Annotated in this window: 11 protein-coding genes; 6 read left to right on the forward strand and 5 right to left on the reverse strand. The window is 70.9% G+C overall.

Going from position 1 to position 12856, the window contains the following annotated elements:
• Window positions 1-36: 36 nt before the first annotated feature.
• Window positions 37-1119, reverse strand: a complete 1083-nt coding sequence (locus L3i22_RS37710; protein ID WP_255657470.1) for an LCP family protein — start codon at window positions 1117-1119, stop codon at window positions 37-39.
• A gap of 152 nt (window positions 1120-1271) precedes the next feature.
• On the opposite strand from L3i22_RS37710, the gene L3i22_RS37715 reads away from it, so the two are divergent.
• Window positions 1272-1649 carry a response regulator gene (locus tag L3i22_RS37715; protein WP_221322240.1) on the forward strand — a complete coding sequence of 126 codons (378 nt, stop codon included), beginning with the start codon at window positions 1272-1274 and terminating at the stop codon, window positions 1647-1649.
• Between the two features lie 6 nt (window positions 1650-1655).
• On the opposite strand, the gene L3i22_RS37720 is transcribed toward L3i22_RS37715, so the two are convergent.
• On the reverse strand, window positions 1656-4010 hold the full coding sequence (locus L3i22_RS37720; protein WP_221322241.1) for an ATP-binding protein: 2355 nt from the start codon (window positions 4008-4010) through the stop codon (window positions 1656-1658).
• 63 nt (window positions 4011-4073) lie between these two features.
• Window positions 4074-5219, reverse strand: a complete 1146-nt coding sequence (gene gsmA, locus L3i22_RS37725; RefSeq protein ID WP_221322242.1) for a sporangiospore maturation cell wall hydrolase GsmA — start codon at window positions 5217-5219, stop codon at window positions 4074-4076.
• Between the two features lie 165 nt (window positions 5220-5384).
• Here gsmA and L3i22_RS37730 point away from each other — a divergent pair, with 165 nt between their 5' ends.
• Both L3i22_RS37730 and L3i22_RS37735 read left to right on the forward strand, forming a co-directional pair.
• The gene (locus L3i22_RS37730) at window positions 5385-6287 is read left to right on the forward strand and encodes a phosphatase PAP2 family protein (protein WP_221322243.1); all 903 of its coding nucleotides are present in this window, start codon (window positions 5385-5387) and stop codon (window positions 6285-6287) included.
• Complete coding sequence (locus L3i22_RS37735) at window positions 6284-6901, forward strand: general stress protein (protein WP_255657472.1); 618 nt, start codon at window positions 6284-6286, stop codon at window positions 6899-6901. Before L3i22_RS37730 ends, L3i22_RS37735 begins: the two co-directional genes overlap by 4 nt.
• A 241-nt stretch (window positions 6902-7142) precedes the next feature.
• Here the strand turns inward: L3i22_RS37735 and L3i22_RS37740 are convergent, their stop codons facing one another.
• Window positions 7143-7916, reverse strand: a complete 774-nt coding sequence (locus tag L3i22_RS37740) for an RNA polymerase sigma factor SigF (protein WP_221322244.1) — start codon at window positions 7914-7916, stop codon at window positions 7143-7145.
• A gap of 241 nt (window positions 7917-8157) precedes the next feature.
• On the opposite strand from L3i22_RS37740, the gene ppgK reads away from it, so the two are divergent.
• Both ppgK and L3i22_RS37750 read left to right on the forward strand, forming a co-directional pair.
• A complete protein-coding gene (gene ppgK, locus L3i22_RS37745) occupies window positions 8158-9000 on the forward strand; it encodes a polyphosphate--glucose phosphotransferase (protein ID WP_221322245.1) in 843 nt (280 codons plus the stop codon).
• Complete coding sequence (locus L3i22_RS37750) at window positions 9000-9467, forward strand: PPOX class F420-dependent oxidoreductase (RefSeq protein WP_221322246.1); 468 nt, start codon at window positions 9000-9002, stop codon at window positions 9465-9467. Before ppgK ends, L3i22_RS37750 begins: the two co-directional genes overlap by 1 nt.
• A 157-nt stretch (window positions 9468-9624) precedes the next feature.
• Here the strand turns inward: L3i22_RS37750 and L3i22_RS37755 are convergent, their stop codons facing one another.
• Complete coding sequence (locus L3i22_RS37755) at window positions 9625-10230, reverse strand: hypothetical protein (RefSeq protein WP_221322247.1); 606 nt, start codon at window positions 10228-10230, stop codon at window positions 9625-9627.
• 654 nt (window positions 10231-10884) lie between these two features.
• Here L3i22_RS37755 and L3i22_RS37760 point away from each other — a divergent pair.
• Complete coding sequence (locus L3i22_RS37760; RefSeq protein ID WP_221322248.1) at window positions 10885-12849, forward strand: alpha-1,4-glucan--maltose-1-phosphate maltosyltransferase; 1965 nt, start codon at window positions 10885-10887, stop codon at window positions 12847-12849.
• Window positions 12850-12856: the final 7 nt, after the last annotated feature.

Genomic DNA, 12856 nt, shown 5'->3' on the forward strand with positions numbered 1-12856 from the left:
CGGAACCGCCTGGTGATTAACGCCGCTCCCGGCCGGTCACTCGTGCGGCGGGTTGTCGATCAGCCACTGGTCGATCGTGTCGTCCTTGACCGCGGCGAACATCTCGGTGGCGGCCGCCATGTCCAGTTGCACGGCGGAGCCGGCCGGGGTCTTCAGGTTCGCCGAGGTGTACGGCACGGTCGCGTACCCGATGTTGCGCGGCCGGATGTCCCGCACCGCGAAGACCAGGTCCCGCAGGTCCAGGTTCTCGTCGACGGTCAGCGAGTCGGCCGCGATGCCGAGCAGCGTGTCCAGCTCCAGCGGCTTGTAGAGCAGGTTCTTGTCGGCCACCTTCTTGATCACCGACTGGACCACGAGCTGCTGGTTCTTGATCCGGCCGAAGTCGCCGCCGGGCACGTTGTAGCGCTGCCGCATGAACTCCTCGGCGATGTCGCCGTCCATGTCGTGGCAGCCCTGCTTCCACTCCCGGGTCGAGAACGTGGACTTGACGTCGTACGGCACGCAGACGTTCACGCCGTCGACCGCGTCGACCAGGTCCCGGATGCTGGCGAAGTTGGCGATCATGGCGCCGTCCAGCGGGATGCCGGTCAGTTTCCGCACCGTGGTGGCGGTGAGCGCGGCTCCCCCGTACGCGAAAGCGGCGTTGATCTTGTTCTTGCCGCCCTTCCAGGGTCCGCCGGCGGGCACCTCGACATAGCTGTCGCGCGGGATCGAGATGATCGTGGCCTTGTCCCGGCTACGGGCGATGTGCACCAGCATGATGGTGTCCGAGCGCTCGCCGATCGGGCTCTTCTCCCCCGGCTCGACGGCCCGCGAGTCGGAACCGAGCAGCAGCAGGTTCAGCGGGCCGGACGCCCAGTTCTGCTTGCTCTGCTCGGCCTCCCCGGGCGCGGCCGAGGGCAGCAGCGACGCCCGGTCCACCTTGTCGGTGTACCGGTTCACCAGGTAGTAGCCGCCACCGGCCACACCGGACGACACGACCAGCACCAGCGCCCCGAGCATGATCAGGGCCTTCTGCCAGCCCGACCGCCGCCCGAACCAGCCACGCCGCTTCGGCGCCTCCTCGGCGGTGGCCGGCAGGATCCCGGGGTCGGCGTCCGGATCTTGTTCTGCATTCACCCGGCTCACTGTGCCGAACGGCCAAGTTGGACAGATCAACCGAACGGATCAAACTCGGCGGCCGGGATGGACCGTGACCACCCCGTGTCCTCTTGACGGGGTGAATCGATATCCCGGATGACGGGATACCGATAACCGAATCGAGGTCGAGGGTGATCGTTGTCGCAGAGGACCACGACGACATCCGGTACGTGCTGAAGCGTTCCCTGGAACGCGCCGGTCATCGGGTGGTGGTCGCCGCCGACGGGGCCACCGCGCTGGCCGCGATCAAGGAGCATCGGCCGGACCTGGTGGTCACGGACGTCGACATGCCGCAGATGACCGGTCTCGATCTGTGCCGGGCGATCCGGGCCGACGACGATCTGCGGCACATCCCGATCGTGGTGGCCAGCGGGTCGCTGATGCCCGGGGACCGGCAGGCCAGCGACGCGGGCGCGTCGGCGACGCTGCTCAAACCGTTCCTGCCGGCCCAGCTGCTGGCCCTGGTCGCCGCCCTCCTCCCGCAAGGCGTCGAGGACGTCGTCAAGTAACCACCGCTAATCCTGGTGCTGGTGATCCGGCACCGGGGCGCGCAGGCGGGCGGCCGCCGGGTCGTGGGAAGACGGCTCGGCGGCCGGGAGCGCGGACAGCCCGGGCAACCGGCTGTCCATGATCGCGGCCCGCTCGGCGAGCGCCCGGTCCAGCGCGGCGCGCACCTTCGCGTCGTCCTCTTCCACGGGTTCGGTCGGGATGTGCCTCATGTCGAGCTCCTCCTGGTTAGCGGCGACCGGCAGGGTGAAGTGGAACCGGGTGCCCCCGCCGGGGTTGTCCTCGACACCGATCTCGCCGCCGTGCCGCTCCACGACGCGGCGGCAGATGGCCAGGCCGAGCCCGGTGCCGTCGTACCCGGCCGAGCCCGGTGCCCGGTGGAACGAGTCGAAGACCCGGGGCTTGTCCGGGTCCGGGATGCCGATGCCGGCGTCGGCCACCACGATCCGCACCCAGCCCGGCGCGGCGTCGGCGGCGGTGACGTCGGCGTACGGCGCGGCGCCCGGCCGCACGTACTTGAAGGCGTTGCCGATCAGGTTGTCCAGCACGTGCCGGAGCATCGCCGGGTCGGCGCGGACCCCGGGCAGCGGGCCGACCGTCCACGACGGCCGCGGCCCCCCGGTGCTGCGCAGGCTCGCGGCCCGCTCCTGCAGCGCCTCCCGGACCAGCGGCTCCAGCGGCAGGTCGGCGAGGCTCAGCGCGGCGTCCCGGGCGGTGCTGTACGCCAGCAGCGTCTCGATCAGCGCGTCCATCCGGTCCACGGCCCGCATGATCCGCAGCAGCGAGCTCCGCACCTCGGCCGCGTCGCCGGGGTCGTCCAGGGCCAGCTCGCAGTGCCCCCGCACGATCGCCAGCGGTGACTTCAGGTCGTGCGCCACCACGCCCGCGAAGATCGCCAGGTCCTTCTCGTACTGCCGCAGGTCGGTGATGTCCCGGAAGACCGCGACCGCGCCGCGCAGCCCGGCGCTCGGGTCCAGCGGTCGCGCGTCGACCCCGAGCAGCACCCCGTCCGGCCGGTTGGCGTTGCGGATGAGCACCTCACCGGTCACGTCCGGCTCGCCGCGCATGGCCCGGATCAGCGGCATCTCGTCGACCGGCATCGGCGTGCTCCCGTCGGCCCGGAACGCCCCGTAGTGCTCCTGCCAGGCCCCCGGGTCGTCGTTGGACTCGGTGACCCCCATCAGCCGCTTGGCCGCCGGGTTCTCCAGCAGCACCCGGCCGGAGCCGTCCACGACGCTGACCCCGTCCCCGATCGTCGTCATGATCGCGCCGAGCAGCCCGGCCTGCCGGCGGCTCTCCGCCTCGGCGCCGCGCAGCTCGGCGGTGGCCTGCTCGACCCGTTCGCGGGCCCGGGTGCGGCCGGTGGCCAGCACGTAGACCAGCCAGGCCAGGATGCCGGTGAGGATCAGGCCGCCGGCCAGGACGGTGACCGGCAGGTGCCCGCCGGCCCCCGGGAGGCGGCCCGAGTCGGCGCGCAGGCCCAGCTCCCAGACGTGGTCGGCGACCGGCAGCGTCATCGACCGGGTCAGGTCCGGGTCGCCGGGCACCGGCTGCCGGGCGACCCGGGCGCGGCTGCCGTCGCTGTTGACCGCGACCAGGGTGCCGTCCAGCTGGCCCTGGCTGACCGTGGCCAGTACGCCGGAGAGGAAGTCGCCGCCGCGCAGGCCGAGGACCAGCCAGCCGCGGAAGACCGGATCGTTGGCGCGGGTCCGGACCGGGGCGGCGAAGACGAACGACTGCTGGCGCTCGGCGGCCGGCACCTTGCGGTCGCGGAGCAGGACGTACGTGTCGGACACCGTGCTGCCGCCGATCTGCCGCGCGGTCCGCAGCGCGTCGGCGGGCTGCGCCACCCCGCTCAGGTCGGTGCCGGCCGAGCCGGTGGCGGTGTCGTGCTCGTTCAGGATCCGGCTGAAGACCGGGAAGTAGTGCTCACTCGCGCCCGCCCGCGGGTGCAGGGTCAGCCCGCTCGCGCCGGCCGCCCGCCAGCGCTCCTGGGCGGCGGGCACGTCCGCGGTGGTGACCGGGACGACGTAGGCGATCGCCACCACCCCGAGCAGCCCGGCGCTGTCCAGCGGCGCGCTGGCCTGGTCGAAGTCGTCCCAGGTGACGGTCTCGTCGGTGGCCAGCCCGGCGGCGACGGCCTCCAGCAGGTCGCGGTACCGGTCGGTCTCGGCGTGCACCGCGGACAGCGCCATCTCGGCGCGCTGGTCCATCACCCGGCGGGTGTTCTCCCGCTGGGCGGCGCGCAGGCCGGCCACGGTGAGCAGGGTGGCGAGCAGGCCGCAGAGCACGACGGCGGCCGCCAGCGCCGGGCCGGTGTACCGGCTCCGAACAGGTCCCGCCGCCGACCGTCCCCCCACCATAAAGAGCGTAAGCCGCAAAACGCCCCCATCGACCGGCATTCGGCCAATGGGGGCGGGCGGTTGCTATTTCCAGGTGTCGTAGGCGTACAGGTTGTACGCGGTCATGATCCCGGTCACCTTGGTGTAGTAGTTCGGGTCGGTGGCGTACCCGGCCTTCCACACCTGCCAGATGAAGTTGTTCGCGTCCCTGGTGTAGGCGAACGCCGGCGTGTACCGCTTGTTGACCTTCAGGAAGTTCCCGTGGTCGCGGAACGAGTGGGCCATCGTGGCGTACGTCCGGAACGCGTCCGACATCGGGAAGCAGTTCCCGGCCTTGTCGCACTCGGTCGTCGCGTAGACGTGACAGCCGTTGGCGAGCGTCCCGTACGCGCCGTTCTGGCACTTGATCCCGAAGAAGTTCCGATCGGCCGCGGCCAGCCCGCTCCGGCCCCAGCCGGACTCCAGGATGGCCTGGGCGATCGTCACCGACGGCGGGACGCCGTACTGCCGCCAGCCGAGCTGGGCGCCGGCCACCGCGGCCGCGATGAACTGGGCCTGGGTCATGCTGGGCGTGGCCGGCGCGGTGGCCGAGGACGGCGCGCACGGCTTCAGGGCGGCGGAGACGACGTAGGCGTGCGCGAGGTACCGCCCGTCGGTCAGCTGGTCCCACAGGTTCGTGGTCCGGACCGTCCCGCGGACGCTGGACCCCGGCACGGAGCAGACCAGCTGCACCGCGCCGCCGTTCGCGACCTTGCGCACCGGCACGCCGCTGGCCGACGGCGTGGTCCGCACGTTCACCGGTCCGTCCGCGGTCTTCACCCGGCCGGCGACGTACGCCGGAGTGGTCTCGGTCTTGGGTTTGGGTTTGGTCTTGACCTTCTCGGCGACCGGCGCGGCGCCGCACGCGGGCGCCTTCCCGACCGTGGTCAGGTACGAGTCGGACACGTAGTACCCGCTGGACAGCTTGTCCCAGACGGCCGTCGTGCGCAGCTTGCCGCGCACGCTCTGCCCGGTCACCGTGCACGCCACGGTAACCTTCTGCCCGTCGTGCAGGGTTCCCTTGATCTCGGCCGCGAGCGACGGCCTGGCACGGACCTTGAGCTGGCTGTTGACGTCGACGACGGCGGTCACCCCGGCCGCCTGGGCGGCCGACGGGGCTACGCCCAGCCCGGCCCCGGCGGCAAGCACCAGCAGCGTGCCGGTGAGCAGTCGTCGGGAGCTGTGCCTCATGTAAACGTCCCCTTCGTTCCGGTCGGCATCGGTACGAAGATCCACGCCGCCCGGTGCGCGGGCGGAACGCAAACGGGAGCACGTGGGTTGCCAGGCATCAAAAGTCGCGGGACTGGGAAAGGGCGTGTCCACATCAGGAGCAACGGACAAGATCAGGGAGAGGCGATGACGGCGGTCACCACACGTCGCGTACGGCCCCGCGAGAAATCCACAACCGGCGGATGGCACGCGATATCTCCGCTGGTCATCGCGCTGCTGGCGGCCGGGGCAGCGTTCCTCGTCTATCGAATCTTCATTCGTACGGGGCTCGGCCAGACGATAGATAGCGTCTCGATGCGCGGCGGTGATATAAACCACCCGCAGGTCAACGAGGTGCTCAGCCGTACGCTCAACGCCACCCAGCTGGTCGTGCTCGGCATCGTCTGCCTGATCGCCGTCGTCGTCGGCATCCTGCGCCGGCGCTTCGACCTGTCGGTCGGCGCGGCCCTGCTGGTGATCTCCGTGAACGTCGCGGTGCAGCAGCTCAAGTCCCACCTGGACCGGCCCGACCTGGACGGCACGTCGATGCCGAACTCGTTCCCCAGCGGGCACACCGCGGCCGCCGCGTCGGTCGCGTTCGTGCTGATCCTGGCGTTCCCGCGGGCCATGCGCGGCGCGATGGGCCTGCTCGGCGCCGCCTACGTGGCGATCGTCGCGGTCGCCACCGTCTGGGCCGAGTGGCACCGCCCCAGCGACACCGTCGCGGCGCTGCTGATCGTGCTGGCCCTGGGCTCGCTGATCATGTGGGTGATCCGGCTGCGCCGCTCCGGCCCGCGCGCCTCGATCACCCCGGCCCGGTTCGCCACGCTGCCGCTCGCCCTGGTCGGCACCATCTGCACCGCGGCTTGCCTGTTCGGCCTGGCTTCGGTAGCGATGTCCGAGCGCGTCATGCCGGATCTGGTCTCCGGCCGGTTCGCGTTCCTGACCGGTGTGGCGGGGATCATGGCCGCCGTCGCCGGAACGTTCTATTTCTGGGTGCGGATCACCGCTGGTGACCCGTTGCCCGAACAGGGAGGCAAAACCCGATGACCACCCCCGACGACCAGTCCACCCCCGCCCCGGTGCCGCCGGTGCCGCCGGTCGACGACCCGGCCGCGGCCGCGCCGCAGGCCACCGGCACCGTTCCGCCCGGCCCGGCCGGCGTCCCCCAGCTTCCGGCGCAGACTCTCGGCGACCCGAAGCACGCCGGCCCCACCGTCGTGGTCGGCAGCTACCCCGAGTACGCCCTGGCCCAGCAGGCCGTCGACTACCTCTCCGACAACAAGTTCCCGGTCGAACGCACCTCGATCATCGGCACCGACCTGCGCCTGGTCGAGACGGTCCTGGGCCGCCTCACCACGGCCCGGGCGGCGGCGGCCGGCGCGGCCAGCGGCGCCTGGTTCGGCCTGTTCATCGGCGTGCTGTTCGGCCTGTTCAGCGACTCGAACTGGTTCGCGGTCATCCTGACCACGGTCCTGGTCGGCGCGGTCTGGGGCGCGGTCTTCGGCGCCATCGCGCACGCCGCGACCGGCGGCCGCCGCGACTTCACGTCCCGCAGTTCGCTGCAGGCCGCGCAGTATGCGGTGCTGGCCGACGCCGAGGTCGCCGACGAGGCCAAGACCCTGCTGATCCGCCTCAACTGGCAGGCCAGCGGCGCCCAGTAGCCCGCCGACCGCGCCGAGACGCCCGGAAACGACGCCGGGCCACGCTGCCGCTCATCGCGGTGCCGCGGTCCGGCGTCGTCGTTCCCGAAGATCAAATTCTTTTTTGCCTACGCTGCGGCCAATAACTGATCGTCGCTCCCGCGGGGACCCTTCCGGGCCTCGCAGGGCGCTGGCGCGCCCAGAACGCGAGACCCTCCAGGGCGACGTCCGCGGGTGGTCCCGGTTTAAAAGGACCAGAAGATCAGAGCTGGGCGTCGAGCTGGTTGCGGAGCTTGGCGAGGGCCTTGGTCAGCAGCCGGGAGACGTGCATCTGGGAGATCCCGATCTGGTCGGCGATCTGCGACTGCGTCAGGTTCCCGTAGAACCGCAGGGTCAGGATCCGCTGCTCACGCTCGTCCAGCGTGGCCAGCGCCGGCCCCAGGGCCACCCGGGTCTCGGCCAGTTCGTACTCGTGGTCCTCGCCGCCGAGCGTGTCACCCAGCTCGGTCGAGCCGTCGGCGCTGATCGGCGTGGAGAGCGACGTCGCGTTGTAGGCGCGGGCGCCTTCCAGGCCCTCCAGCACCTCCTCCTCGCTGATCCCGAGGTGCCCGGCGATGTCCGGCACCGTCGGCGACCGGCCCAGCTTGTGGGTCAGCGTGCTGTTCGCCTCGGTGATCGCCAGCCGCAGCTCCTGCAGCCGGCGCGGCACCCGCACGGACCAGGTCCGGTCCCGGAAGTGCCGCTTGATCTCGCCGATGATGGTCGGGATCGCGTAGCCGGCGAAGTCGACACCGCGCTCGGGGTCGAACTTGTCGACCGCCTTGATCAGGCCGACCGTCGCGGTCTGGACCAGGTCGTCGGTCGGCTCGCCGCGGCCGGAGTAACGGTTGGCGAGGTGGCGGGCGAGAGGCAGCCAGGCCTCGATCGCACGGTCCCGGATCCGGGTCCGGTCCCGGCCCGGGGTCATCACCGCCATCGCGTCGAGCAGTTCGGTCGCGGTGGTCTCGGGTGCGCTATGAACCTCGATCACTGTCATGGGTGGTCCTCCATCAGCGGGCAGAGAGCCGTGCCCGCACGCGGCGACCGTTCTGTAAAGCTGTCCTGACAAGCCACGCTAGCCGACAAGACTAGCTCTGACTAGCCGAAAGTATGAGTGACTCTACGTGAATGCGGGAACTACGGACTGAATTCACTCGTGGGAGCGCGGAGGATTCGGCGTGGAGCCTTCGTGGTAAACAGCACGGGCGAGTGACCAGCGGGAAGACGGGAAGACACGGATGACCATCCTCGGCATCGACATCGGCGGCTCGGGCGTCAAGGGAGCGCCGGTCGACACGGTGCTCGGCGAGTTGCTCGAAGAACGTTTCCGGGTGCCCACCCCACAGCCCGCCGACGTGGAGCGCGTCGTGGACGCGGTCGCCGAGGTGGCGGCCAAGTTCGACGGGTACGACAGCGTCGGCGTCACGTTCCCGGGCGTGGTCGTCGACGGCGTGACCCGGACCGCGGCGAACGTCCACAAGTCCTGGATCGACGCGCCGGCGGCGCAGCTGTTCACCGAGCGGCTGGGCAAGCCGGTCACGGTGCTCAACGACGCCGACGCGGCGGGCGCGGCCGAGGTGGCGTTCGGCGCCGGCCGCGACCAGTCCGGTCTGATCATGATGGTGACCCTGGGCACCGGCATCGGCACGGCGCTGTTCCTGGACGGCGTGCTGCTGCCCAACACCGAGCTCGGCCACCTGGAGATCGACGGCAAGGACGCGGAGCTGATCGCGGCCGACCGGATCCGCGAGGCCGAGGACATGAGCTGGGAGAAGTACGCCGGCCGGGTGACCAAGTACCTGCGGCACGTCGAGATGCTGCTCTCCCCGCGGCTGTTCATCATCGGCGGCGGGGTGAGCAAGAAGGCCGACAAGTACTTCCCGCTGCTGGAGATCCACACGCCGGTGGTGGCGGCCACGCTGCTGAACAACGCCGGCATCATCGGCGCCGCGGTCTCCGCCGGGCAGGCCGGCTCCGGGCACGGCCGGCCGCACCCGGGCGCGATCCCGGTCGACGCCGGCCGCCCCGGTGACCCGGCCGCGGCCGAGGCGCACACCGTGAACGCCGAGGAGGCGCACTGATGGCCCGCACGATCGCCACGAACACCCGGGCGAGCCGGGACGAGCTGGTCGCGTTCCTGCGCCCGCGGCACCACGCGATCCTGATGACGGTCCGCAAGGACGGGACCCCGCAGTCGTCGCCGAACACGTGTGGCGTCGACGCCGAGGGCCGGATCGTGATCTCCAGCTATCCGGAGCGGGCCAAGGTCGCGAACATCCGGCGCAACCCGCGGGTGACGCTCTGCGTGCTCTCCGACGAGTGGAACGGCCCGTGGGTCCAGGTCGACGGCACCGCCGAGGTGATCGACCTGCCGGACGCGGTCGAGCCGCTGGTGGAGTACTTCCGCTGCATCTCCGGCGAGCACTCGAACTGGGACGAGTACCGGCAGGCCATGCGTGACCAGGGCAAGTGCCTGATCCGCGTGACCGTCGACGCCTGGGGCCCGATCGCCACCGGCGGCTTCCCGGCCCGCCTCGCCGAGGACTAGAGAAGCCAAAAAAGGCCATACGGCCGGCACCCCCCAGGAGGTAAAGGGGTGCCGGCCGTACGGTTTCCCTACCCTCTTCGCAGGGGGTCAGGTGCGCTGTCCGGCGGGCGTCGGGGGACGCCCCAGCACACCGGAACGAAGAGGGCTCAACAAGTCATCAGGCGGTGCGGTCCCCGCCGAGCTGGGCGAGGCCCTCGGAGCCGGCGACCTCCGCGTCCAGCAGGTACAGGAGCGTGTCGCGGTGCATCGCGGCGATCGGCTCCAGCAGGTCGGGGTGGCGCAGCAGCGTGGCGGCCTCCCGGTCCCGGACGTCCGGCTGCAACAGCCGGCGGAACTCGCTGGGCAGCCCACCGGTGCGGCGAGCGTGCGGCCGAGGCCGCGGGTCCGACATCGGCACCGCGGCGATCACCGCGTCCACCCCGCGGCGGGCCAGCATCGGGTCGGCGAGCAGGCACGCGGCCCAGCTGACGACGACCTCGTCGACCCAGGTACGCCAGCCCTCGCCGTCGGCGTACTCGTCCTCGGGCTCGCTGCCGGCCTTCCAGTCCAGCAGCGCGGACCCGCCGGGCCCGGCGATGGCGACCAGCGCGGCGTCGATCTCGGTCGGGTAGCGCAGCCAGGCGGCGACCGTCACGGCCTGCCGGGCCTGCAGCTCGGAGAGCGTGTGCGCGACCGTGTTCGACTCCCCACCGGGGTACGCCCGGGCCAGCCAGTGGGTGCTGGCGGCGATCACCGGGGACAGTGCGGTCGACGGTCCGGCCACGACGTTCTCCTTACCTCAGGCGCCGGGCCGGTGTTCGGCTGGCGTCGAAGGGATAACTCGGTCGCGCGGGCGGCCCCTTGAGCCAGGTTCCTCGATGGCAACGCACGGCAACCGAGGCACACCCGAGGGCCGGGAGGACACCCGATCGGATGTACGTCGTGATCGCCGTGGCCGTCCGCGCCGCGCCGCGCCGCCCGCACGTCTCGGCCCGGTGCCGTTCTCGCGACATCCGCGGCGGGCGCCGTGACCGGGCGGACCGCGCGTGACCGAGGTGACGGATGGGCCCCCGACGACCCGCACGGGGATCAGGACAGCCACGGTGGCCAGCGCGTTCACCGGGACGGCCGGGTCCGCGGCGACGGCAGCGCGCGACGGGAACCCGATCTTGCTCGCTGGAGCGGTTCCCTCGCTGCGGGTGAGGCGCACTCGGAGCCTGTTGCCGGAAGGTGAACTTGTCGTGTTTTCCAGCAGCGCGCGGCCCCGTACGGATGCGAAGCGGTAGGGGTTCTCCGGTAGGTTTGGCGCATCGGCGATCGGCCGGTTCGCGGAACCCCCAGCGTTTCAGAATCTCCACTCCGGAGAAGTCATAGGACGACCGCGACGGTTTTTTCGGTCGCCGGGTCCTGCTGAGCCCCTCTGACTACGGTGGAGATCATGACCGGTCGCTTCCCCATCGAAGACGTGACACCGGCTGTGTCCGGTGGCCGCTACCCCGCCAAGGCGGTGGTCGGTGAACTCGTACCGGTTTCCGCGGTGTCCTATCGCGAAGGTCATCACGCACTGGGTGTGAACGTGGTATGGCGTGGCCCCGACGGGCTGACGCAGGCGTTCACGCGGATGACCCCCGGCGCGCCGGGCCTCGACCAGTGGCACGCGACGATCCGCCCGGACGAGGTGGGCCGGTGGACGTTCACGGTGGAGGCGTTCGACGATCCGTACCGGACGTGGCGCGACGCCGTGGTGAAGAAGATCGGCGCCGGCCAGGGCGCCGAGGACCTGGCGAACGACCTCGCCGAGGGCGCCGACGTGCTGGAGCTGGCGGTCAAGATCGTGCCGGCCGACCAGGAGGAGCGGGTCCGCGACGCGGCCGCGGCGCTGCGCGATCAGCAGCGGTCGCTGTTCTCCCGGGTCACCCCGGCGCTGGACCTGGAGGAGCTGCTCTGGCACAACCCGGTGCGGCAGCTGGTCACCACCACCCGCTCGTTCGCCGTCTGGGTCGATCGCGAGCGCGCCCTCTACTCGGCGTGGTACGAGTTCTTCCCCCGCTCCGAGGGCGCCGAGATCGGGCCGGACGCCACGCCGATCAGGCACGGCAACTTCCGGACCGCCGCGGAGCGCCTGCCGGCCGTCGCCGAGATGGGCTTCAACGTCGTCTACCTGCCGCCGATCCACCCGATCGGCAAGATCAACCGTAAGGGCCGCAACAACACCCTGGTGGCCCGTCCCGAGGACGTCGGCTCGCCCTGGGCGATCGGCTCGGACGAGGGCGGCCACGACGCGATCCACCCGCAGCTCGGCACGCTGGAGGACTTCGTGTTCTTCCGCGAGCGGGCCGAGGAGCTGGGCATGGAGGTGGCGCTCGACCTCGCGCTGCAGGCCGCGCCGGACCACCCGTGGGTCACCGAGCACCCGGAGTTCTTCACCACGAAGGCCGACGGCACCATCGCGTACGCCGAGAACCCGCCCAAGAAGTACCAGGACATCTACCCGATCAACTGGGACAACGACTACCGCACGCTGCGCGACGAGGTCTACCGCGTGGTGATGCACTGGGTGAACAACGGCGTGCGGATCTTCCGCGTCGACAACCCGCACACCAAGGCGGTCAACTTCTGGCAGTGGCTGATCCCCAAGGTCAAGGAGTCGCACCCGGACGTGCTGTTCCTGGCCGAGGCGTTCACCCGGCCGGCCATGATGAACGGGCTCGGCAAGATCGGCTTCACCCAGTCGTACACGTACTTCACCTGGCGCACCAGCGCCGCCGAGATGCGCGAGTACATGGAGCAGCTGCTCACCTCGCTGGACTGGATGCGGCCGAACTTCTGGCCCAACACGCCGGACATCCTGCACGAGTCGCTGCAGCACGGCGGCCCGGCGATGTTCAAGATCCGCGCGGTGCTGGCCTCGATGCTCACCCCGTCCTGGGGGATGTACTCCGGTTACGAGCTGTTCGAGCACGTGCCCCGGCCGGGCTCGGAGGAGTACCTCGACAACGAGAAGTTCGAGCTCAAGCCCCGGGACTACGCGGCCGCCGAGCGGGCCGGGCGCTCGCTCGCGCCGTACCTGACCAAGCTGAACCGGACCCGCGAGCGGAATCCTGCCCTGCACTGGCTCCGTAACCTGCGATTCCACGAGATCGACAACGGCGCGCTGCTGTGCTTCTCCAAGCGCGACGCCGAGACCGGCAACACCGTGCTGGTCATCGTCTCCTTCGACGCCACGAATGTGCAGTGGGGCAACACCACACTCGACATGCCCGCCCTCGGGCTCGACTGGCACGACCGCTTCACCGTGGTCGACCAGATCTCCGGGGCGACGTACGAGTGGGGGCAGTACAACGCGGTCCGGATCGACCCCTATGTCGAGCCGGCGCACATCTTCATCGTGCAGGCGGGGTAGGGGGAAC

The organism is Actinoplanes sp. L3-i22 (assembly GCF_019704555.1).
Taxonomy (GTDB): Bacteria; Actinomycetota; Actinomycetes; order Mycobacteriales; family Micromonosporaceae; genus Actinoplanes.